At 60.2% G+C, this 21,160-nt stretch carries 18 protein-coding genes, 1 tRNA gene and 1 pseudogene; 5 read left to right on the forward strand and 15 right to left on the reverse strand.

What is annotated here, in order from left to right; all coding sequences use genetic code 11:
* Window positions 1-7 precede the first annotated feature (7 nt).
* Both FJ320_05655 and FJ320_05660 read left to right on the forward strand, forming a co-directional pair.
* Window positions 8-1,811 (forward strand): annotated as a pseudogene (locus FJ320_05655) (glycoside hydrolase family 15 protein).
* A gap of 118 nt (window positions 1,812-1,929) precedes the next feature.
* Window positions 1,930-2,006 (forward strand) — tRNA-Lys (locus FJ320_05660).
* A 54-nt stretch (window positions 2,007-2,060) separates the two neighbouring features.
* Here FJ320_05660 and FJ320_05665 read toward each other — a convergent pair.
* The 14 genes from FJ320_05665 to FJ320_05730 form a co-directional block, all read right to left on the reverse strand.
* On the reverse strand, window positions 2,061-3,941 hold the full coding sequence (locus FJ320_05665) for a VWA domain-containing protein (GenBank protein MBM3925461.1): 1,881 nt from the start codon (window positions 3,939-3,941) through the stop codon (window positions 2,061-2,063).
* 17 nt (window positions 3,942-3,958) lie between these two features.
* Complete coding sequence (locus tag FJ320_05670; GenBank protein ID MBM3925462.1) at window positions 3,959-4,654, reverse strand: prepilin-type N-terminal cleavage/methylation domain-containing protein; 696 nt, start codon at window positions 4,652-4,654, stop codon at window positions 3,959-3,961.
* Window positions 4,655-5,104: 450 nt separating this feature from the next.
* Window positions 5,105-6,061 (reverse strand): tRNA pseudouridine(55) synthase TruB, encoded by a 957-nt coding sequence (gene truB / locus FJ320_05675; GenBank protein MBM3925463.1) that lies wholly within the window; start codon window positions 6,059-6,061, stop codon window positions 5,105-5,107.
* A gap of 280 nt (window positions 6,062-6,341) precedes the next feature.
* On the reverse strand, window positions 6,342-6,734 hold the full coding sequence (gene rbfA, locus FJ320_05680; protein MBM3925464.1) for a 30S ribosome-binding factor RbfA: 393 nt from the start codon (window positions 6,732-6,734) through the stop codon (window positions 6,342-6,344).
* 280 nt (window positions 6,735-7,014) lie between these two features.
* Entirely contained in the window at window positions 7,015-8,982 is a 1,968-nt protein-coding gene (infB, locus tag FJ320_05685) for a translation initiation factor IF-2 (GenBank protein MBM3925465.1), read from the reverse strand.
* Window positions 8,850-9,077: a YlxR family protein gene (locus FJ320_05690; GenBank protein ID MBM3925466.1), complete on the reverse strand. Its 228-nt coding sequence runs from the start codon at window positions 9,075-9,077 to the stop codon at window positions 8,850-8,852. The genes infB and FJ320_05690 overlap by 133 nt, the downstream gene beginning before the upstream one ends.
* A gap of 84 nt (window positions 9,078-9,161) precedes the next feature.
* Window positions 9,162-10,739, reverse strand: coding sequence for a transcription termination/antitermination protein NusA (gene nusA, locus FJ320_05695; GenBank protein MBM3925467.1), 1,578 nt, complete (start codon window positions 10,737-10,739; stop codon window positions 9,162-9,164).
* 139 nt (window positions 10,740-10,878) lie between these two features.
* A complete protein-coding gene (locus FJ320_05700) occupies window positions 10,879-11,379 on the reverse strand; it encodes a helix-turn-helix transcriptional regulator (GenBank protein MBM3925468.1) in 501 nt (166 codons plus the stop codon).
* Window positions 11,380-11,403: 24 nt separating this feature from the next.
* Complete coding sequence (locus FJ320_05705) at window positions 11,404-11,640, reverse strand: DUF4160 domain-containing protein (protein MBM3925469.1); 237 nt, start codon at window positions 11,638-11,640, stop codon at window positions 11,404-11,406.
* A 114-nt stretch (window positions 11,641-11,754) separates the two neighbouring features.
* A complete protein-coding gene (locus tag FJ320_05710) occupies window positions 11,755-12,696 on the reverse strand; it encodes a cysteine synthase (protein ID MBM3925470.1) in 942 nt (313 codons plus the stop codon).
* A 272-nt stretch (window positions 12,697-12,968) separates the two neighbouring features.
* On the reverse strand, window positions 12,969-13,814 hold the full coding sequence (gene moeB / locus FJ320_05715) for a molybdopterin-synthase adenylyltransferase MoeB (GenBank protein ID MBM3925471.1): 846 nt from the start codon (window positions 13,812-13,814) through the stop codon (window positions 12,969-12,971).
* A gap of 100 nt (window positions 13,815-13,914) precedes the next feature.
* Entirely contained in the window at window positions 13,915-14,355 is a 441-nt protein-coding gene (locus FJ320_05720) for an Rrf2 family transcriptional regulator (protein ID MBM3925472.1), read from the reverse strand.
* A 442-nt stretch (window positions 14,356-14,797) separates the two neighbouring features.
* On the reverse strand, window positions 14,798-15,322 hold the full coding sequence (locus tag FJ320_05725; GenBank protein ID MBM3925473.1) for a hypothetical protein: 525 nt from the start codon (window positions 15,320-15,322) through the stop codon (window positions 14,798-14,800).
* Between the two features lie 84 nt (window positions 15,323-15,406).
* Complete coding sequence (locus FJ320_05730) at window positions 15,407-16,723, reverse strand: hypothetical protein (GenBank protein ID MBM3925474.1); 1,317 nt, start codon at window positions 16,721-16,723, stop codon at window positions 15,407-15,409.
* Window positions 16,724-16,929: 206 nt separating this feature from the next.
* Between FJ320_05730 and FJ320_05735 the strand changes: the two genes are divergently transcribed.
* Window positions 16,930-17,322 (forward strand): MarR family transcriptional regulator, encoded by a 393-nt coding sequence (locus FJ320_05735; GenBank protein ID MBM3925475.1) that lies wholly within the window; start codon window positions 16,930-16,932, stop codon window positions 17,320-17,322.
* A gap of 109 nt (window positions 17,323-17,431) precedes the next feature.
* Window positions 17,432-18,217, forward strand: a complete 786-nt coding sequence (locus tag FJ320_05740) for a 50S ribosomal protein L25 (protein ID MBM3925476.1) — start codon at window positions 17,432-17,434, stop codon at window positions 18,215-18,217.
* Window positions 18,218-18,411: 194 nt separating this feature from the next.
* Here the strand turns inward: FJ320_05740 and FJ320_05745 are convergent, their stop codons facing one another.
* On the reverse strand, window positions 18,412-19,353 hold the full coding sequence (locus FJ320_05745; protein ID MBM3925477.1) for a methionyl-tRNA formyltransferase: 942 nt from the start codon (window positions 19,351-19,353) through the stop codon (window positions 18,412-18,414).
* A 298-nt stretch (window positions 19,354-19,651) separates the two neighbouring features.
* Here FJ320_05745 and dnaA point away from each other — a divergent pair, with 298 nt between their 5' ends.
* Entirely contained in the window at window positions 19,652-21,025 is a 1,374-nt protein-coding gene (dnaA, locus tag FJ320_05750; GenBank protein MBM3925478.1) for a chromosomal replication initiator protein DnaA, read from the forward strand.
* Window positions 21,026-21,160 lie beyond the last annotated feature (135 nt).

Raw genomic sequence — 21,160 nt, forward strand, 5'->3', positions numbered from 1 at the left:
GGTCATAATGGAATCCAGAAAGTCTCTCAGAATCGAGGACTATGCCATGATAGGGGACTGCCAGACCGCAGCCCTCGTTGGCGCCAACGGGTCCATAGACTGGCTCTGCGTCCCCCGTTTCGACTCCCCCCATCCTGCTTCGCCGCCCTGCTGGGCAACACTGACCACGGTCGATGGCTCATAGCGCCAACCGCCGGCGCCCAAAAAGTAACTCGCCAGTATCGCGATGGCACCCTCATCCTGGAAACCTTGTTCGAGACCGACCATGGGTCTGTTAGGCTCATAGATTTCATGCCCCTCCGCTCGGAAGCCGTTGATGTCATTCGTATCGTCGAAGGCCTCGACGGCCAGGTCGAAATGTCCATGGATCTAGTAATTAGGTTCGATTACGGGTCCGTCATCCCCTGGGTTCGCAGAATCCCCGGCGGTATCCATGCTGTGGCTGGCCCGGACGCCCTTCTCCTGCGGTCTCCCGTGGAGGTCAGGGGAGAAAACTTCCACACCGTCTCGAAATTTACCGTCTCCGCCAGCCAGCGCGTCCCTTTCGACCTCACCTGGTTTCCCTCTCATCACTCCATCCCTGTCGAGCGAGACCCTATGCCTTCCCTGAAGGAAACTGTGCAGTGGTGGTGCGCCTGGTCAGGCAGGGGCTCTTATGAAGGCCCCTGGAAAGACGTGGTCATCCGTTCCGCTATCACCCTCAAAGCCCTCATCTACATGCCCACCGGCGGGCTGACGGCGGCGGCCACCACGTCGCTGCCCGAAACCCCCGGCGGGGTGCGGAACTGGGACTATCGCTACTGCTGGCTTCGAGACGCCACCTTTACCCTCTACTCGCTCATGACCTGCGGGTACATAGAGGAAGCCGCCGCCTGGCGTGACTGGTTCCTCAGGGCCGTAGCCGGCGATCCCTCCGAGGCGCAGATCATGTACGGCCTGGCCGGCGAACGCCGCCTGCGGGAGTTTGAGGTTGACGCCCTTCCAGGCTACCAGAATTCAAGGCCCGTCAGAGTGGGCAACGCCGCCTACCGGCAGTTCCAGCTGGATGTCTTCGGCGAGGTCATGGACTCTCTCCACGTCGCGCGGCGCTATGGGCTCCAGCCTGATGAATACGCCTGGTCTATCCAAAAGAAGTTTATGGCAACCTTGGAACTGTCATGGAGCCAGCCGGACGAAGGGATCTGGGAGGTGCGCGGTCTCCGACGCCACTTTACCCATTCAAAGGTCATGGCTTGGGTAGCCTTCGATCGCGCCGTCAAAGCTGTCGAGCGCTTTAACGCGGACGGGCCGGTGGAGCGGTGGCGGGAGCTTCGCGATACTATCCACCAGCAGGTGTGTGACCGGGGATACGACCCAAGCATAAACTCCTTCGTCCAGTATTACGGTTCCCAGAAGCTAGACGCGAGCCTCCTCATGGTCCCCCTCGTCGGCTTTTTGCCCGCCTCGGACCCCAGGGTAAAAGGCACGGTGCAAGCCATTCAGCAGGGCTTGATGACCAACGGATTCGTTTCCAGGTATAGGGCGCAGCCTGAGGTGGACGGCCTCCCGGGCCGGGAGGGCACCTTCCTCCTTTGCACCCTATGGCTGGCCGACAACCTGGCCCTCCAGGGCCGTATGCGCGAAGCCACGGAGCTGTTCGATAGGGTCTTGGCTGTGCGCAACGACGTAGGCCTTCTTTCAGAACAATACACCCCTCGACGCACCGTCTCCTTGGCAACTTCCCCCAGGCCTTCTCGCACGTAGGCTTAATTAACACCGCCCGCAACCTCGCCAGCGCCGGCGGCCCCGCCGAAGACCGAAACGAAGGCTAAATTCCATTGATTTTTATCCCAAACCTTCGCGGCGTCTACCTGTCCCTATGGCGGCAAGAAGCTCCTCCGCCATTGAACCCCCGGCGTCCCACGCCGTACAATGGTATTTTGCCCCCGTGGGCCGCTAGCTCAGCCTGGTAGAGCACCGGACTTTTAATCCGATGGCCCAGGGTTCGAATCCCTGGCGGCCCACCAATTCCAGGCTTCCTTTCCCTATCCCGAGGCCCCGGCCCACAAGCCCCAGCCGGTCTACACCTCCTGGGAGGATATCACTACCACGTTCCCGTCCACTGTCAGCAGCACCCGCACTCTGATGACGCTTCCGTCCGGCGCGGTCACCTCAATGTCGTAGAGGGACCCCGCGAGGCCTCCCTGGGTCACCGCCGCCACAATCTCATCGATGAGGTCCAGAAACGCATTAAAGTCTGTGGCGTAGAAGACGTGGTCTTCGTCCGGCTCGCTGGCTATGGCGTTAAGCGAGTTAATAGATATGTCGTCTATGCCCACGGCAAAAATCCTGGCCCCACTGGCCGTTGAAGCGTTCTCAATGTCCGTAAGACTGTTGCCGCTGTTGTCGTCCCCGTCGGTTAGAAAGACCATCAGGTTGGGAATTCCCGGCCGGTCGCCCAGCCCGGTGTTGTACTGCGCCGTTCCACCCGTGAGCCCCGCCACCAGGTTGGTCTCGCAGGCGATGAAGTAGCCGGTATGGACCAGCGCGCCGCCGTCGCTGATTGCCGAGGGCGCGGCGACGCGGGCAGCCCAAGTGTTGGCCGCGATGTCGTAACGCCAGTGGGTGGTCTGGGCGGTCCCGCGGACTGCGTAGATATAGGTCCCGTCAAAGGCCAGCCCACCGCCTCCGGCGCCGCCCGTGCCCACCGCCGATGGGGCGGCCGCCAGGGTAGTCCACGTGTCCGCGCCGATGTTATATCGATAGAAGGTGGTGGAGTTGTTGCCTCGAAGGGCGTAGATATTGGCGCCGTTATAGACCAGGGCGCCGCCATCCCCTATGGCTGCGGGAGACGCTGCCATAGACGTCCAGGAGTTACCGGCAATGTCGTAACGCCAGAAGGTGGTGGTGTTTGCGCCCCGCAAGGCATAGATGTGCGTACCGTTGTAGACCAGGGCGCCTCCTCCCACTCCGCCCGCGCCCACCGCGGCCGGCGCCGCCGACATGGAAGACCAGGTGTTGTTCGTAATATCGTAGCGGTAGAAGCCCGTACCGTTATTCCCCAGAAGCGCGTAGATGTACGACCCCGCGTACAGCAACGCGCCGCCCGTGCTTACGGACGCCGGCGTATTAGCCATGGCCGTCCAGGTATTGGCCGTGAGATTGTAGCGCCAGAAGGTGCTGGTGGCTGCGCCGCGCAGCGCGTAGACGTAGGTCCCATCGAAGGCCAAGCCACCGCCGTCCCCCACCGTGGCCGGCGTGGAGGCCTTGGTATTCCACTGGTCGTTGGGTATGTCATACTGCCAAAAGGTGGTAGCGCTGTTGCCGCGCAGGGCGTAGTTGTAGTAGTAGTAGTTGGCGAGGCAGGTAAAGAGGGAGGTGCTGGTGAGGCCATTGATGCCCGCATGAAGATGGTCATCACTGTTGGCCACATCCACTACAGGCCGGCTGAACCGCCCGAACTTAGTCAGACCAATTCGGTAACGCTCCGAGTTCACGTCCAGGTTGAAGCCGTCCACAATGGCGTTGGCCCCGTCCTTGAACACGGTCATCTCGCTGCTGCTTATGCTGGAGCTCACGTCGATAACCAGCGATATGTCCGCAAAGGCGTACTCGGTCAGGTAGCCGGGCAGGTTCGACGGCTGGGACGCCAGAGTCACTGTCACAGGCACCATATAGCTATCGCATGGAACGTCATAGCTAACGGTTGGGTTTTCCGGCGTCAGGCTGTCGACGAACCCCGCTTCGTACTGAAGCTTCCACAGGGTGTACTCCACGCCGGCGGCCCCGCACGCGCCGCCCCTGAGCCCGTCCCCCGCCTTCCGCACCGCCAGCAGCGATGTCTGAACGTGGATGAGGTAGGGAACCAACAGCAAGGTAGTGAACATCAAGCCTATGAGGCCCAGGGTTAACGCGGCGTAGCCCCTCTGGCCCGCGAGAAAGCCTTTAAGCACGCGTATCATTGCTCGATCTCAGGCTATTAAGCGAACCGAAGGTAAAAATAGTGGGTGAACTGCCGGCTGATGTCCCCCCAAACAGCGCTGTCTGACGTCACCGTTACCGTGACGAGCCTCCCCTGAAGCGACACCGTCATCTCGCCGACGTTCCTGGCCACAACGTGGGTGGCGCCGTCGTACGTACGCCGGACTTCCGTTCCCGTCAGGGCATAGGAAGCACTATGGCTAACGGCGGCTTCCTGATATTCGTCCGTCCAACTCAGGACCACGCAGGAGGCCGGCGAGGCAGAGGCGCAGGAGACGGCGGGCCCTCCATCTACCAGGTTGGTAGTCCTGGTCATCCTGAAGTCCCTGGCCAGCCGCTGCATGGATGTCCTCAAGTCGGCCTCGGCCGTCAACTGCGCGAACCCTCTGGACGTGTTGGTCTGCATCTGGTGGACGCTGCGCGTTAGACCGGACCCGATGATGGTGATTATGCCAACTGCTACCAGCACCTCCGCCATGGTGAATCCCCGGCGGCCTCTCAAAAGCCTTTTAACCAATCCCATCCTGAATGGAATCATCGATTTACCTTGATTCCCCTCATCCGGGCGAGAGACTCGCCATCTCTGGATACGGTCACTATCACATACTCCATGTTTGTGTCCGCCCCTGGGAACGTCTCCGCCGACGCGGTGACGATGTACCCCGTAGGCACGCTGATGACGCTGTAGCTGCATGGCGGAGGGCAGTAGGCGGCGTTTAGGGCGTACTCCATCTGGGAGCGGGCAATGTTTTGGGCGGTATTGACGTCATGCACCGTTCCGGTAGCCTTGCTCCCCACGGACACTCCGTAAACGGCAGCCGATAGTACGGTGACCAGGAGGGCGACTGCGATGAGCGACTCCAGCAGGATGCTCCCTTGCTGGCCGTTAACGAGCTTTTGTATATGGCGCCGCGCCCTGGCTGTCATTGCCCCTTACCAAAAGAAAAAATTCTCCAGGCTTACTAGGCGAAGAAAGCCCTGGGCAATTATGAGCTAAGCCCTTGCCCACAGCATCGTCCGTTAGTCCAGTGCTTATACGACGGAGCCTTCACAGACTCAGATCAACCAGACATGGCGGAGCGCAAAGAGAGGAGGGAGAGCCTGATGAGGCGGTTTTACCGGACGGGAGGAGACGGGGGTTGGGTTAGACGGGGTGGGATTGAGGAGCGAAAGGGGACGATTCTTCCAGGCTGAAGACTTTGAAGGGTTCCCATTTGCCGGTGGGGCGGTCGAAGCGGACGAGGGCGAGGAACTTGCCATCGGCGGTGTAGAGGCGGCGGCTTTCCAGGTGGGAGGCGTAGAGGGCGTCGGCGCCGAGGGCGATGCCCTGGCCGTTGCGGAGGTGGCGCTCGGCGGGCTTGTCGACAACTGCGGCGGGCATGTTTAAGAGCATGGAGTCGATGGGGCGAAGGATTTCGTTCCAGGGACGTTGGGAGGAGGCCTGGGTGAGGTCATCGAGGGTCATGGCGTGACGGACGTGGAAGGGGCCAGTGCGGAGGCGGAGGAGGACGGAGACGTGGCCGCCGCAGCCGAGGGCCTGGCCGAGGTCGTGGGCGAGGGAGCGCATGTAGAGGCCGCGTCCGCATTCGGCCTCGATGACCAGATCAGGCGGGTTAAATTCGACGATGGTGAGTCGAGTGACCTCAACCTCGCGGGGCTGCCGCTCCACCTCGATGCCCTCGCGGGCGAACTCGTATAGGCGGCGGCCTTCCTTCTTGAGGGCGCTATGCATGGGAGGCATTTGCATGAAGACGCCGCGGAAGGCGTCCAGGGCTTTTTCCACCTGATCCCGGGTAATGGCGGAGGCGTCTTTGACTTCGGTGGGGATGCCGTCGGCATCGTAGGTGTCGGTGGCGATGCCGAGGCGGACGGTCATTCGATACTCTTTGGTGTCGTTGATGAGGATTTCCATGAGGCGGGTGGCCTGGCCGAGGCAGACTGGGAGTATTCCTTCGGCGAGGGGGTCCAGGGTGCCGCCGTGGCCGACGCGCTTGCGCATGTTGACGAGGCGTTTGACGCGGCGGACGACATCCATAGAGGTCATACCACGGGCTTTGTTGATGAGGAGGAAGCCGTTGAGGGTTGGGGCGGGGTTATTCATGGGTTTTACTTGGGAGGCCAGCCTTGTTTTTAATCTGGGCCACCATCCCCTGGCCCCTTCCTTTCAGGAAGGGGAAGAATAAATTGAATCACCTCATCACCCCCCTTCGACAAGCTCAGGGCAGGCTCTAGCCCCCTCTTCTCCTTTGCAATAGGAGAAGAGGGGGTACCTGAGGAAACACCCCAACGTCCCACAGGAGACAAGTTTTCCGTGGACTCTCCTAGCCAGGCACCACTAAGTTTTTGCATAAAGCCAATCAGTCCTGCTATAGGGGCTCGCTTTAGTGATTCCCAGATATGCGGGAGGCATCTGAGGCTGGGTTGTCCTTGCGGTCTGTGGAGAGTTTGTTCATGACCTGGAGGACTTTTTCGGCTTTTTCCATGGAGTCGTCCAGTTGGAAGGTAAGGCTGGGTATGTGCCGGAGGGTGATGACTTCAGCGAGTTCGCGTCGCATGAAGCCGGCGGCGGAGGTGAGGCCGTGCATGGCGTCGCGTTTTTGCTCGCGGGTGCCCATGACACTGACGTAGACGCGGGACTCGCGGAGGTCGTCGGTGGTGTCGACGCGGGTGATGCTGATGAGGGGGCTGAGGCGGGGGTCGCGAAGCTGGCGCTGGATGAGGAGGCTTAGCTCCTGTCGGAGGAGCTGGTTGAGGCGTTGGATTCGGCGGTTCATGGTTTCACCTCCTGGTGGAAGGGGAGGGCGGCCTCTTAATCAGGGGACCACTCTTCGTTTGAAGGACAGGCCTTGTTTTGGTTCGAGGCCACCATCCCCTTTATCCCCTTCCTTTCAGGAAGGGGAAGAGAAAATATTCACCACAACCCCCTCTAACTCCCCCTTCGCCTTCCAGGCCGAAGGGGGAGAACCTGAAGGAGATAGCTCAGGCCTTCGCGCCACTGATTCTATTAGGAAAGATGGCGTCGTGTGATAGGGGGCATGATAGGAGAGAGAATGGTTAGGCCTGGGTGCGCTCCTTGCGGTGGACTTCCAGGATATCGCCCTCACGGTAGTCGCCGAAGCCGGAGATGCCGACGCCGCACTCGAAGCCAGTGGCGACTTCGTTGACGTTATCTTTGAAGCGTCGGAGGGTATCTATGTTACCTTCATGGATGATTTTGCCGCCCCGGATGACGCGGGCCGCGGCGCCGCGGATGAGCTTGCCATCAGTGACCATGCAGCCGGCGGCCTTGCCGACCTTGCCGGCGCTGAAGACGGCGCGAACGGTAGCATGGCCGAGAACGACATCGCGCTCGGTGGGCTCCAGGATGCCCTTCAGGGCTTTTCCCACGTCTTCGATCAGCTGGTAGATGATGTTGTAGGAGCGGATCTGGACGGCCTCGCGCTCAGCGGCGCGTTCGGCACCAGTCTCGACGGTGGTGCTGAAGCCGAGGATGACGGCCTTGGAGGCGCTGGCGAGGAGGACATCGCTCTCGGTAACACCGCCAGCGGCGGCGTGGAGGATGTTGATGCGGACGGTGGGGCTGTCCAGGCGCTCCAAGGCGCCGCGGACGGCTTCCAGGCTGCCCTGGGCGTCGGCCTTAAGGATAAGGTTAAGCTCCTTGATTTCGCCGGCGGTGAATCTGGTGACGACGCCTTCCAGGGTCATGGCGCGGGCGAGGGTCTGCTCCTCATCCTTGCGCTGGGTATTCTCATCGACCACGTCCCGTGCCATCTTCTCTTCCGACACAACATAGAACTTGTCGCCGGCCTGGGGGAGGGCGCTGTAGCCGAGGATTTCCACAGGGGCGCCGGGGACGGCGTCTTTGACGCGGCGTCCCAGGTCGTTGGAGAGGGCTTTGACCTTGCCTGTGACGGTGCCGGCGACGACGATGTCTCCGATTTTGAGGGTGCCGTTCTGGACGAGGACGGTGGCGACGGGGCCTTTGTTGCGGTCCAGCTTGGCCTCGATGACGACGCCTGTGGCGGGGCGGTCGAAGTTGGCCTTGAGCTCGGCGATTTCAGAGACGACGAGGATATTTTCCAGGAGGTCATCAATGCCGGTGCCCTTCTTGGCGGAGAGGGGGACGGCGATGACTTCGCCGCCTAGCTCTTCGATAACCAGGCCGTGCTCCAGGAGCTGCCGCTTGACCTTTTCCGGGTTGGCTTCAGGCTTGTCCATCTTATTGATGGCGACGATGATGGGGAGGTTGGCGGCCTTGGCGTGGTTCATGGCCTCAATGGTCTGGGGCATGACGCCGTCGTCAGCGGCGACGACGAGGACAGCGATATCGGTAACGCTGGCGCCGCGGGCGCGGATGGCGGTGAAGGCCTCATGGCCCGGGGTGTCCAGGAAGGTGATCTTCTGCTCTTTGTAGTCGACCTGATAGGCGCCGATGTGCTGGGTGATGCCGCCCACCTCGCCGGCGGCGACGCGGCTGTTGCGGATGGTGTCCAGGAGGGTGGTCTTGCCGTGGTCGACGTGGCCGAGGATGGTGACGACGGGGCTGCGGAGCTGGAGGGCGGCCTCGTCCTTTCGCTCCAGGTCGGCGAGGACACTGGCGATGGCGCTGACGGCCTTTTCCTCTTTGCGGGCCTTGAAGCCGAAGCCGCCGGTGACGGTGGCGGCGAGGTCGAAGTCGACGACCTGGTTAATGCCGGCCATGACGCCGTTGCGCATAAGCTGCTTGATGACTTCCACAGGGCTGACCTTCATGAGGTCGCCTAGCTGCTTGACGGTGAGCGTAGAGGGGAGGACCAGCTCTTTGGGAGCTGGTTTTTTGGCGACGAGCTTTTTGGGGGCGGCGGGAGCGGCGGCCCCGTTATCCAAGGTTGGAGCGCGTTTTTTTGTAGTCATGTGGCCTCTTTTCCAGCAGCGGCAAGCTGCTCCGTGTATTGAGTCATCAGAGATTCTTTGTTCTCTGACGATATTTGGGTCCGAAGGGCGCGTTCCAGGCCTCCCTTCTTGAGGCCTTTGTGCCAGCATTCCCGCTGGAGGCAGAGATAAGCGCCCCGACCGGACTTTTTTCCTTTCAGATCAATTTCAGCAGCGCCTGGGAGGGCGCGGACAAGCCGCACCATCTGACGCTGAGGCTGTTTTTGACCGCAGGCCAGGCAGGAGCGGAGGGGTATATGCCTGGCTTTTGGGGGCAATAGGGAGGTCTCCTATCGGCCACCGCCGACGCGGGGTCGAGCTTTGTTGCCCTGGCCGCCCTTCTTTTTGTTGGGAGCGCGGCCTCCCCGCTTGTCGCGGCGACCGGCACCGCCCCGGTCGTAATCCAGGATATCTTCGGCGAAGCGGATTTTTCCGGCATCCGGGGTGAGCTGAGGCGTCTTCCAGATATCTTCGCCCATCTCCTGGACTTCCGTGACCTCTTCTTCCGCCTCCTCCGCGTCCTCGGTCTCCTGTTCTTCCAGGCCCAGGGCAGCGAGCTCCTCCTCTACGCTGGCAGAGGCGGCGACTTTTTCTTCAGGGGCGGGAGCAGTCTTGTCCTGGGCGAGGATTTCAGCAAGGGCTTCCTCCAGAACGGGGACGGCGACTTTAGGCTTCTCAGGCTCAGCTTTCTCTTCGACAGGCGCCGGAGTTTTCTTGGCGCGGGCGGCTTCAGCCACGGCGTCGGCCTTGGTTTTGGCCTCCTCGCGGGCGCGCTCCTCGACGACGGCGGCGGCGGTCTCAGAGTCCAGCTTGATCTGGGCTTTGAGGGTCTCCCATTCCGCCATGCTCTTGATATCCAGATGCCAGCCGGTGAGTTTGGCGGCGAGGCGGGCGTTCTGGCCCTCTTTGCCGATGGCGAGGGAAAGCTGGCGCTCAGGGACTACCACGACGGCGGACTTGTCCTTTTCCGTGGCTTCCACATGGACGACTTCCGCAGGGCTGAGGGCGTTGGAGATAAAGCGCTTGAGGTCGCGGTCCCAGCGGACGACGTCGATTTTCTCGCCCTGGAGCTCGTTGACGATGTTCTGGATACGATTGCCGCGCATGCCGATGCAGGAGCCTACGGGGTCTACGCCTTCTTGCATAGCGACGACGGCGACTTTGCTGCGGGAGCCGGCCTCGCGGGCGATGGAGCGGATTTCGACGATGCCGTTATAGACCTCCGGGACTTCCAACTCGAAGAGGCGCTTGAGGAGGTTTTTGTGGCTACGGGAGACAATAATCTCCGGACCCTTGGCGTTGCGGCGGACTTCCAGGACATAGACCTTGAGGCGCTGGCCGCGGCGGTAGCGCTCAGTGATGACTTGCTCTTCAGGGGTGAGGAGGGCTTCGGCGCGGTCCAGCTCCAGAGTAATGCCCTTGGCGGGGTCCATCTGGCCGACGACGGCGGAGATAATATCATCGACGCGCTTAACGAACTCGCCGTAGACGAGTTCGCGCTCGGCCTCGCGGAGGCGCTGGAGGACCACCTGCTTGGCGGTCTGGGCGGCGATGCGGGAGGCCTGGTGGGAGAGGCTTTCGACTTCGACAGTGTCGCCGGCTTTGACGTCGCGTTTGAAGGTCTTGGCCTCTTTGAGGGCGATTTCTTTTTTGGAGTCCTGGACATCCTCGACAGCGGTCTTGACGACGTAGGCGCGGATGTCGCCGGTGTTGGGGTTGAGCTTAACGGACACGTTTAAGCCATCTCCCCAGTTGTCCTTTTTGAAGGCGGAGGCCAGAGCGGCCTCAATAGCCTTAAGGACCTCCTCTTTTGGGAGGTGGCGTTCCGCAGCTAGCTGCGTAAGTGCTATTAAGAAGTCACTTTTCAAGGCGGACCCCCTATTGCAATTCCCCTTTAAGCAAGAAAGCGGGACTCACAGCCCGCTTTCAAGCGCAATACGAGAAAGGAATTACAGGGGCAAGTATAGCACTAGATTGGAGGGGCGGCAAGGGAAGTAAAGGACTGCTTCAGATAAAGTCCTCAGTTAGTAGACCAGCAAGGGGAACACCAAGGCTATTAGCTATACTAGAAAGGGTGGTATAACGAGGAGAGTGCTCGCCTTTTTCAATCCTTAGTAGGGTTATGCGGCCAATTCCAGCTTTTTCAGCCAAGGAGCCTTGAGAAAAGTTCTTCTCTTCTCTCAGCCTACGTATGCGAGTCCCGAGGATTTCCCGGCCTCTTTTGGCTGACTGAACACTTTGCCGCTTATAGCCTTTGTCGCAGAAGGGTCTGACGTAGTCCCATGGCAATTCTATAGAATCACCGCTTTTTGTATGCAACACTAGCTGGTAAGGATTAGGAAGGTAAACGGAATCCAGGTTAGCAAGAGAGCCAATTTCTGAGATTTTTGAGAATGGCAAAATACCCTCTTGACCATCAGCAAAAACAAATCTAATTCCCTCTCGGTCAGCTTTAGCGAAGGTAAGCATGCGTTCTGCGTTTTTTACGTGAGTGGCCAAGGCGCTCATAGTCGTGAGAGGCTCCTTTCCTGATCATCTCTTACGAATAATGTCCCAGGCGTTCCTGATGGCTTCTGAATGCTTTTTATAGGCGAACCGGATGTCCCTAGACATACCAGGCGGCGGATCTTCCATGTAGGAACCACCGTTTAGTTCGATGCGGCAAAGGTCCTCATTTCCGATCCATACGTGGACATGGGGTGGTTCGAAAGCATTCTCTCTAGTGTTGATAATGAACTTTAATTGTCCCTCAATGACTACTGTAGGCATAGTCTTAACAACTACACCTAAAAGGTGTATGTATCATAAATGATACATTATGCAATGACAAGAGGGTGTGGATTATAGGCGGACGGAGCAGAACAGATGCAGTTGAGGGACTAGCTACCACCAGACTTTGCCGCGGGCCTCTTTTTCCATTTCTTCAGCGTCTTTGGTCCAGAGGCCGGTGGAGAGGTATTTCCAGCCGCCGTCGGCGAGGAGGCAGACGATGTTGCCTTTATGCATACGCTCGGCGGTCTTCATAGCGGCCCAGACGACGGCGCCGGAGGAGATGCCGGCGAAGATGCCTTCCTGGCGCATAAGCTCGCGGACGCCGCGAAAGGCGTCGCGGGACTTGCCCATGATACGGGCATCGAGCAATGAGAGATCCAAGATGGGGGGAATGAAGCCTTCCTCCAGGTCTCGAAGGCCCTGGATAGCCTCGTCAGGCTCGGGGGCGACGGCGATGACCTTGATATCCTTGCGATACTCTTTAAGTCGCCGGCCGACGCCCATGAGGGTGCCGCCGGTGCCGAGGCCGGCGACGAAGACGTCCACGTCCGGCAGGTCGCGAATGATTTCGTCGGCGGTGGTGTCATAGTGGGCACCCGGGTTGGCCTGGTTGCCGTACTGGTAGAGCATGACGTAGTCGCCGTTGGTACTACGGGCCATCATCTCCTGGGCCATAGCGATGGCGCCGTTGGAGCCGTACTTGCCGGGGGAGTAGACGATGTCGGCGCCGTAGGCGCGGAGAAGCTGGGTGCGCTCGGGGCTGACGTTGTCGGGCATGACGACTTTGACCCTGTAGCCCTTGAGTTTGGCGACGAAGGCCAGGGAGATGCCGGTGTTGCCGCTGGTGGGCTCCAGAATGGTGACGTGGGGGTTGAGCTTGCCCTCCCGCTCAGCGTTTTCAATCATGTTTTTGGCGATGCGGTCTTTGAGGCTGCCGGTGGGGTTCTGGCCCTCCAGCTTGGCAAAGATGCGCACCCCGTTACCCGGGTTCATGTTTCGGAGCTCCACCAGGGGGGTATTGCCGATGGTGTCTATCAGGGTCTTATAGGGCATGGGGGGCCTTCCGGGAAAATTCAACGTTGGCCTTAAGCGGTACCACCATCCCCTGACCCCTTCCTTTCAGGAAGGGGAAGAGAAATAAAGGAACCACAACCCCCTCCTTCGGCATACTCAGGACAGCGTCTAACTCCCCCTTCGCCTTCCAGGCCGAAGGGGGAGAACCAGATATGACCCTGCCCAGCCCAAGAGGTTGTACGCTCCCTGGACCCTTCCTGGGGTAGGTAAGTAATTCTTTGTGCAAAGCTGTCATGGGCGGTGCTAACTCTCTAGGAGGCTGTAACACCACTGGGCTGGCTGGCTGGGGAGGGCATGCCGCAGAAGGCCTCGTAGTCGATAAGCTCTTTGACGGTGGGCTTGTCTCCGCAGAGGGGGCACTTGGGGTTGCGCTTGAGTTTGACCTCGCGGAAGTCCATGTTGAGGGCATCGATGAGGAGGAGCCGGGAGGTGAGGGTCTCGCCGACGCCGAGGATGAGCTTGAGGGTCTCGGTGGCCTGGATGCTGCCGACGAGTCCGGTGAGGGCGCCCAGGACGCCGGCCTCGGCGCAGTTGGGGACGAGGCCTGGAGGGGGCGGGCTGGGGAAGAGGCATCGATAGCAGCCCTTGCCGGGCATGAAGACAGTGGCCTGGCCATCGAAGATGAGGATGCTGCCGTCTATGAGGGGCTTGTTTAGGAGATAGCAGGCGTCGTTGACGAGGTAGCGGGAGGGGAAGTTGTCGGCGCCGTTAACGACCATGTCGTACCGGGAGATGATGTCCATAGCGTTGTCGGAGTTGAGCCAGACCTCGTGGGGGACGATTTTGACCTCGGGGTTGTAGGCGTTGAGGGTGTTCTGGGCGGAGAGGACCTTGCGCTTGCCGACGGAGTCGTTGCGGTGGAGGACCTGGCGCTGGAGGTTGGAGAGGTCGACGACGTCGAAGTCGATAATGCCGATGGTGCCGACGCCGGCGAGGGCTAGGTAGAGGGCGGCGGGGCCGCCGAGGCCGCCGGCGCCGACGACGAGGACTTTAGAGTCGATGAGCTTGCGCTGCCCGCGGCTGCCGACCTGGGGCATGATGATATGGCGGCTGTAACGCTTGACCTGCTGGGGCGTTAGGGGCTGGGCCTGAGTCATTTCGGTTCCTCCTGACTTGTCTGTCGACGGGCAAAAAACGGGCCTCACTTAGAGCTATCTTGCCCAAGAAGTGAGGCTATTAATATATCCTGAAGACCTGCTATACGTTAAGGGCAGCCTTTCCGGCTACTAGTTCCAGCTGCCTTGCGGCCATGTCAGCGATGGTGGTGGAGCTGAGGAGCTGCTGCACGGCTTCTTCAAAGGACCTCCAGACCTCTCTCTGGGCACAAGCGGTGGAGAGTTTACATTCGTCCGGCTCCAAAAAACAGTCCAGCAGAGGGGCGCGGCCTTCCAGGCCGTTCATGACCATGGCAAGGGTGATCTGGGAGGGGTTGGAGGCGAGGGTGTGGCCGCCCTGGGGGCCGCGGCGGCTGAGGATGAAGCCGGCCTTGTGTAGGGTGGTGAGGACCTGGTCCAGGTAGGCTTCCGGGATGCCCTGTCGCTGGGCGATTTCAGAGGTCTGCATGGAGTGGCCCTGACCCCGCTGGGCGAGTTCCACCAAAGCACGGACGCCGTAGTCAACTTTCATGGGGATTCGCATAAGCACACCTGGAAGCGCTGGAGTGATTATACAACCGAGGGAGGGGATTGTCTATGAAGGGACTCGACAATAGGGTGCTTACAGCAAGGGTAGGTCCGCCCTAGATGGGGAGCGTTGTTCTGAATCGGGATACCATCCCCTGTCCCCTTCCCCGACTGCATCGGGACTGAGTACAGCCTGCTGGAAGGGGAAGAATAAATAAGATCACCTCATCATCCCCCTTCGACAAGCTCAGGGCAGGCTCTAGCCCCTTCTTCTCCTTTGCAATAGGAGAAGAAGGGGGACCAGATGGGACGGGACTACTGAACCCAGTCCAAAAGTCTCGCACACTGACCAGACCGTGTTTCACTTGATAGAACCGAGGACTGTGCTAAAGAAGCAGCGCCCCGACGGCTCGGGGCGCTGCTTCATCCCAGAAAGGGCCCGACGGAGGTGTCAGCTATTACTTAGTCACGGCTTTAGTGTACTCGTGGTAGCGAACCGGGCCCATATGCAGTTGGTTGACGGTGTAGTCAGCCACCACGCTGGGGTTGTAGGCGACTTCAGCGGTGACCCACATGAGGGGTACACTGAAGCCCTTGGCTAACCACTGCTCGGCGAAATCCTGAGAGATCTTATCTCGCTCAGCGAAAGTGGTGGTGACCAGGCACTTAGCGTAGAAGGCGGAGGCCTCCTCGAATTCGCGGTAGCCGATGCCCAGCTCCCATATCATGGAGAATTCCACGGCATGGCAGACCGGGTCCAGGGAGGGCGAGGCGGACCACATCCAGTTGGGTCGGCTCCTGGAGCGTGCGATGTTGCGGAAATCGCCGAAGGCGTTGACCATCTCAAGACTGACGTCGACGCCCACCTTGGCAAAGTCCTGCTTAATGGTCTCGCACATGTCAGCCCACTCGGGTATGACGTTGCTAGTGCGGAGGCAGTTGAGGATGCTCTTGAATCCGTTGGGAAAGCCGGCCTGGGTCAGGAGCTGTTTGGCCTTGGCTACGTCATAGGCGTAGGGCCAGCCGCCGGCCTTGCCGGTCTTGCCCTCAGGGCCGGGGAAGGGAGCCTAGGAGTCCTTGAAGTCGGAGCGCCAGGGCGGGAAGTAGTCAACCAAGGGGAAGCCCTGGCTGTTGTAGTAAGCCTTGTTGAAGGCATCGCGGTTAATAGCGTGGTTGAGGGCCAGGCGGACGTCAGGCTTTCTCAAGGGGTCGTTGGGGTCGTAACCGCCGGGGCTCTTGCCGCAGGTGGGGACGCCGGAGCCTGGGAGGACCTTGCCGTCCTTGCAGTATACGTCCTCCCGGTAGTAGATGAGGCCTAAGCCCTGGTGGACCGAGGGGAAGGTGGACTTAGCGGTCTTGAAGCCGGCGCTGGTGATAGTGGCCCGCTGGGCGCGGACCAGGGGGATGATGTCAGCCTCTTTGGCCAGAAGCATGGCCTGCCGGGTGGCGGCTTCCTGGACCAGGAGGACCTGGCGCTCATGGAACTCAGGGGTCCTGCGGTAGTGGTTTTCCACTCTTGCATGGAGGAACTCCTGGTTAATGGCGTGCTTGACGTAGGTCCAGGGGCCGTTGCCGACGGGATCGGCCTTGAATCCGGCCTCGCCGCCGACGGCGGTCCAGTGTTGGACGCTCATGACGCCGGACTCCCACTCATCGGACATGAAGAAACCCAGGTCCAGGATGACGTTGGGAGCATGGATGACGGCGGTGAAGTCGTTAGGGAACTCCCAGTTGGCCATACCGCCAAATCGAGCGGTCCATTCGCCGGGGCTTCTGGTGTCTTTGGAGCCGTAGGGGCCGCCTTCACCGTTTAGGAGTTCCCATGTTAGCTGGAGGTCCTTGACGGAGAGGGTGTAGCCTGGGATAGCTTTGCCAGCCTTGTAGAAGGGGACGCCCTGTCTCAGGTTGAAGGTCCAGTCCTTGCCGTTGGGGGCAACGGACCAGGAGGTGGCCAACTCGGGCTGTTCCTCGTTGGTGAGAATGCCCCGGCCGATGAGGTGGTCGTACTGGGCGTTAAGCTTTTCCGACACCTGGGACTGGGTGTAAGGGGCGGTCTGCTGCTCAGCGGGAGCAGGGAGGGCGATGACCAGCCGAGGTTTGACGGGGACTTTGGGCGCCGAGGTGGCTGCAGCCGTAGGTGTAGCCGCTCGGGTGGGGGTGGCGGTGGGCGCAGCAGCCGTGACAGTCTGGCCCGGAGCCGGGGTGGTGGCAGCAGGTCGCGTAGGAGTAGCGGTGGCAGCCGGCGGGGTGGTGGCAGCGGGGCGAGCAGTAGCAGTGGCGGTGGGGTCATCGTCGCCGCAGGCAGCGATGAAAATGGATAGCCCGGCCAGGGCTAAGAGGGGGACGAAGAGACGAAGCAGAGGTCTGAGAGTCCGTAAATCCACGATACACCTCCTAAGAAGTTGGGGCTACAGGGACGGAGATTCCTGGGACGATAATCGGCTGTAACAACAGGCCGAAGAGATGAGAGGCGTTAGGTTCTATAGGTTCTGCTGTATTTATGATAATTACTGATTAACGCCATTTTTCACCCTATATTTAAGGGATTTCGGATAATAATAAAAAATCGCCCTAAGATAATCTTGAATTTGTGACGAGGATATTGATAGGATTTGGCGAGCAAGACAAGATGGATTTGGGTGCGCTCAACAAAGTGCGCTCTTTAAATTACATATCCGCATCTGAAGGATGGCGGTTTCTGACGAATCATGCCAGAGTACTGCTATTTTTCGACCGACACAAGCGAGTGACAATAAGGGAAGTATCGGACGCGCTGGACCTGGCAGAACCTTCAGTGCGACGGATCATCTCGCAGCTGAGCGAGGCGGGATACGTGAAGAAGCGGCTGGAGCGGGGCGTTAACCTGTACGTAATTTCGGCGAAGATGCCGATGAGGTCGAGGGAGCTTAGCCAAGTACCTGTCAGCGTTATAATCAACGCATTGCACAAAGCCCTCGATAGCACGCAGCGCTCGGATAATTAGGACGGCTTACCTGGGAGGGTGCGGGGAGGGAGGCCGAGTCCAGCTTTCCCTTTAGAGCGTCATCGTGGTAACATTACCTTTTGTTCACCGACTATTAACTTTGTGATTCATGAGGAGCGTCATGGCAGACACTGTTACTCTGACACTGGAACCCCGGTTGGTCCTGGGCAAGAAGGTGCGGGCGCTGCGCCGCGAGGGCGTGGTGCCGGTACATATATATGGAAGGGACTACCAGTCCCAGAGCCTACAGTGCAACGTGAAGCTGCTCCTCGGCGTGCTGGTGAAGGCTGGAACGAACACGCCCATTGCGCTGGATATCGGAGACGGAAAGGAGCCTCAGCTGGCCCTGGTGAGGGAGATACAGTGGGGGCCCATTAGAGGCGAGATTTTGCATGTGGACTTCCTGCACGTGGATGTGACGCAGGAAGTGACGACCCGCGTGCCTCTTGTGCTGAGGGGCGAGTCGGCGGGGGCGCGGTTGGTGAGCGGCACGGTGGTGCAGCAGCTTCGCGAGCTGGAGATTCGCACGCTGCCGCTCAACATACCGGCGGAGATTATCGTGGACGCAACGCTGCTGAAGGAGGCGGATGACGTTGTGCGGGTGAAGAACCTGACGTTGCCGCAGGGAGTGACGCCGCTGGCGGACCCGGAAGAAACGATAGCGCGGATTGAGGTTATTAAGGAAGAGGTGGCGGCACCCACACCCGAGGCGGTGGCTGCGGAAGGAGCAGCGGAGGGAGCCGCGCCGGCGGCGGCTGTGGAGGGCGCGGCCGGGGCGCAGGCGAAGCCTGGCGCCAAGCCCGGGGCTGCGGCCCAGGCGAAACCCGGGGCTGCCGCAAAGCCGGGGGCTGGGGCGCAAGCGAAGCCCGGGGCCAAGCCTGGCGCCAAGCCGTAGAGCGGGCCCTGTCTCCTTCCGCAGGAGAGAGGGCACAGGAAACCTTGCCCCTAGATTAGTGATGGCACCTTCCAGCGAGAAGGCGAGGCCTGGGCAGTATCGTCGCCAGATTCTTCGACTACGCCCTAGTACGAGCTTCGCTCGGAGTGCAAAGCTAACCCTTTGGGAATTGTCTGAGTGGTAAATATGGAGGGCTAGCTGGGGAGGCGGGCGCCCAGTATGGAGGGGTAGCCCCGGAGGAAGTCTTGGGCGGAGGCGGAGCGTTTTCCTTCTATTTGCAGGGCGGTAACCTTGAGAAGCCCTTTTCCTGTGACGACGGCTAAGCCTTTGCCCGTCGACGGGTGGTTTACCACGGAGCCGGGGACGCTGCTACTGGACTCGCCTGGAAGGGGCTGGGCCTCTAGAATTTTGAGGGCTTTGCCTTGCCAGCGGGTGTAGAGGCCGGGCCAGGGGGTGAAGGCACGAAGGCGGCGGTGCAGATCCTGAGCGGTCAATTCCCAGGAGGCATCCCCGTCTTCTTTTTCGATTTTTCGGGTGTGGGTGGCGAGGGAAGGGTCCTGGAGGGCTAGTTTGAGGCGGCGGCTGGTCCATGCGGGGAGGGTATGGAGGAGGAGGGAGGCGCCTTCATCGAAAAGGCGATGCGTTAGGGTCTCGGCGGTGTCGTCGGGGGCGATGGAGGCCTCTTTTTGGGCGAGGATGGGGCCGGTATCGAGGCCTTGGTCCAGGAGCATGAGGGTAACGCCGGTGACATCAAGGCCCTGGAGGATGGCGGTGACGACGGGCGAGGGGCCGCGGAGTTTGGGGAGGAGGGAGGGGTGGATGTTGATGAAGCCGTGGGGGGGGAGGGCCAGAAAGGCAGGGGGGACCAGCAGGCCATAGGCGGCGACAATGACGACGTCTGGCGCGAGGGTGGCGAACTGTTGCAGGGCGTCGGATTTGCGGAGGGAGGGGGGCTGGAGGACGTGGAGGCCGCGCTGGAGGGCGAACTGCTTGACGGGGGACTCGGTCCGGGAAAGGCCCCGGCCGGAGGGCCGGTCAGGCGCGGAATAGACGGCGACGACCTGGTAGGGAGGCTCTACAAGGACGTTCAAGGCAGACAGAGCGAAGGAAGGGGTACCCATGAAGATAACTCGCATGGAATGATTATATAGAAATCGTCACCAGGTATCGCAACCGGGAAAGGAAAGCGCCAGGTGCAAATAAGAGGCCAGGAAGGTAGCCCTAAGCAGTACGCAGGGGGGATATATAACTCCTGAAGGTAAAGAAGGGGTCAATAAATTACGCAAAGCAATAAAGTTGGCAAAAATGTGCTATACAAAATATAAAAACTAAGTGGAACATAAATCCTTAGCGTAACGAATTTTATTTTGCCACCCATTTCGTGACTTTCCCCCTTGAAATACTAGTTGGCAGTTGCTATTGTCGGCCTGTCAGATGCAAGAAAAGATTATGGAAACCAGGGAACATCAAGCACGGGCCATTTGGTCTGCCGTGCTGGGGGAGCTGCAGTTACAGCTCCCACCGTCGTCTTTCGAGACGTGGCTGAAGGGGACTGAGGGGGTGGCGGTGGACGGACAGCGGCTGCTGGTGCGTGCGCCGAACGCCTTTGCGGCAGAGTGGCTGGAGAAGCGGCTGCATGCGCTGGTATCCAGGACGATTGAAAAGGTGAGCCGACAGGCGCTAGAGCCTTTCTTTCAGGTCCGCCCCACAGCGGCTAGTGAGATGGAGACGGAGAGGCCCCAGGGGAGCCAAGAGGGGGGTTCGCCGTCGCAGTGGGCAGAGCCGCCGCAGTTCAAACCGAACCGCCGCTATACATTTGATTCCTTTGTGGTGGGGCCTTCGAACAGGCTGGCGTTTGCGGCGTCGAAGGCGGTGGCGGGGACGCCTGGGGAGAGCCACAATCCGCTGTTCATATATTCGGGAGCCGGTCTGGGGAAGACACATCTGCTCCATGCCATAGCCCATTCCTGCTTGCAGCAGCGGATAAGGTTCCTTTACGTGACCTCAGAGCATTTCACCAACGATTTTGTAACGTCGGTGCGGGAGAAGGCTATGGACCAGTTCCGGTCTAGGTACCGGGGCGTGGACGTTCTGCTGATGGACGACGTGCAGTTTCTGAGCGGGAAGGAGCAGACGCTGGAGGGTTTTTTCCACACCTTCAACGACCTGCACAACAGCAACCGACAGGTGGTGATCACGTCAGACCAGACGCCGCAGTCGATACCGGCTATAGAGGAGCGGCTGCGGTCCCGGTTCGCGTGGGGACTTATCGCGGACATACAGCCGCCTTCGTCGGACACTCGCGTGGCCATACTGGAGGCCCGCGCCAGGGAGATGGGGATTGGGGTAATGAGAGATGTGCTGGGGTATATTGCGCAGCATATAAATGGAAGCGTTCGAGAGCTGGAGGGGGCGCTGAACCGGACGGTGGCGATGGCGCGGGCGGAGGGACGCGAGCCGCACCTGGAGATGGCGAAGCAGGCGCTGCAAGGGCTGGAGTGCCAGGCCCGTATGACACCTAGGACGCCGGAAATGGTGCTGAGGGCGGTGGGAGAGGTGTTTTCCGTGCCGCGGGAGGAGCTGCTAGGGAAGAAGCGGCACAAGGAGCTGGCGCTGGCGCGGCACGTGACGATGTACCTGCTACGGCACGAGTTAGACTTAGAGGTGGCGCGGATAGGCCGGGTTCTGGGCGGAAAGAACCACGCGACGATTCTTCATGGCATTGAGAGGGTAACGGCGGAGCTGCCTGGCAACGCGCTGCTTAGGGAGAGGGTGGAGGCTACGAAGGCGGCGCTGGGGAGGTCGTAGGCAGGACGCGTCCTGCACCTTCAGCTTTACGGGTCTTGGTTAGAGTAGGGAAGTAGGTCTGGAAATCGTTGGGTTGGCACAGGGGCAATGAGAGAGCCACGGCTGGCTTAGGATTCTGGCATAGCCTCTTCGACT

The organism is SAR202 cluster bacterium (genome assembly GCA_016872285.1).
Lineage (GTDB): Bacteria > Chloroflexota > Dehalococcoidia > Lucifugimonadales.

Bases quoted from the DNA above. Each gene is read 5' to 3' on its own strand.
- FJ320_05665 (MBM3925461.1), bottom strand. From the start codon at position 3,941: ATGATACGCGTGCTTAAAGGCTTTCTCGCGGGCCAGAGGGGCTACGCC.
- FJ320_05670 (MBM3925462.1), bottom strand. From the start codon at position 4,654: ATGCAGCTACAGCGTCATCAGCGTGCCTACGGGGTACATCGTCACCGC.
- truB (MBM3925463.1), bottom strand. From the start codon at position 6,061: ATGAATAACCCCGCCCCAACCCTCAACGGCTTCCTCCTCATCAACAAA.
- rbfA (MBM3925464.1), bottom strand. From the start codon at position 6,734: ATGAACCGCCGAATCCAACGCCTCAACCAGCTCCTCCGACAGGAGCTA.
- infB (MBM3925465.1), bottom strand. From the start codon at position 8,982: ATGCTGGCACAAAGGCCTCAAGAAGGGAGGCCTGGAACGCGCCCTTCG.
- FJ320_05690 (MBM3925466.1), bottom strand. From the start codon at position 9,077: ATGGTGCGGCTTGTCCGCGCCCTCCCAGGCGCTGCTGAAATTGATCTG.
- FJ320_05700 (MBM3925468.1), bottom strand. From the start codon at position 11,379: ATGAGCGCCTTGGCCACTCACGTAAAAAACGCAGAACGCATGCTTACC.
- FJ320_05705 (MBM3925469.1), bottom strand. From the start codon at position 11,640: ATGCCTACAGTAGTCATTGAGGGACAATTAAAGTTCATTATCAACACT.
- FJ320_05710 (MBM3925470.1), bottom strand. From the start codon at position 12,696: ATGCCCTATAAGACCCTGATAGACACCATCGGCAATACCCCCCTGGTG.
- moeB (MBM3925471.1), bottom strand. From the start codon at position 13,814: ATGACTCAGGCCCAGCCCCTAACGCCCCAGCAGGTCAAGCGTTACAGC.
- FJ320_05720 (MBM3925472.1), bottom strand. From the start codon at position 14,355: ATGCGAATCCCCATGAAAGTTGACTACGGCGTCCGTGCTTTGGTGGAA.
- FJ320_05740 (MBM3925476.1), top strand. From the start codon at position 17,432: ATGAGGAGCGTCATGGCAGACACTGTTACTCTGACACTGGAACCCCGG.
- FJ320_05745 (MBM3925477.1), bottom strand. From the start codon at position 19,353: ATGCGAGTTATCTTCATGGGTACCCCTTCCTTCGCTCTGTCTGCCTTG.
- dnaA (MBM3925478.1), top strand. From the start codon at position 19,652: ATGCAAGAAAAGATTATGGAAACCAGGGAACATCAAGCACGGGCCATT.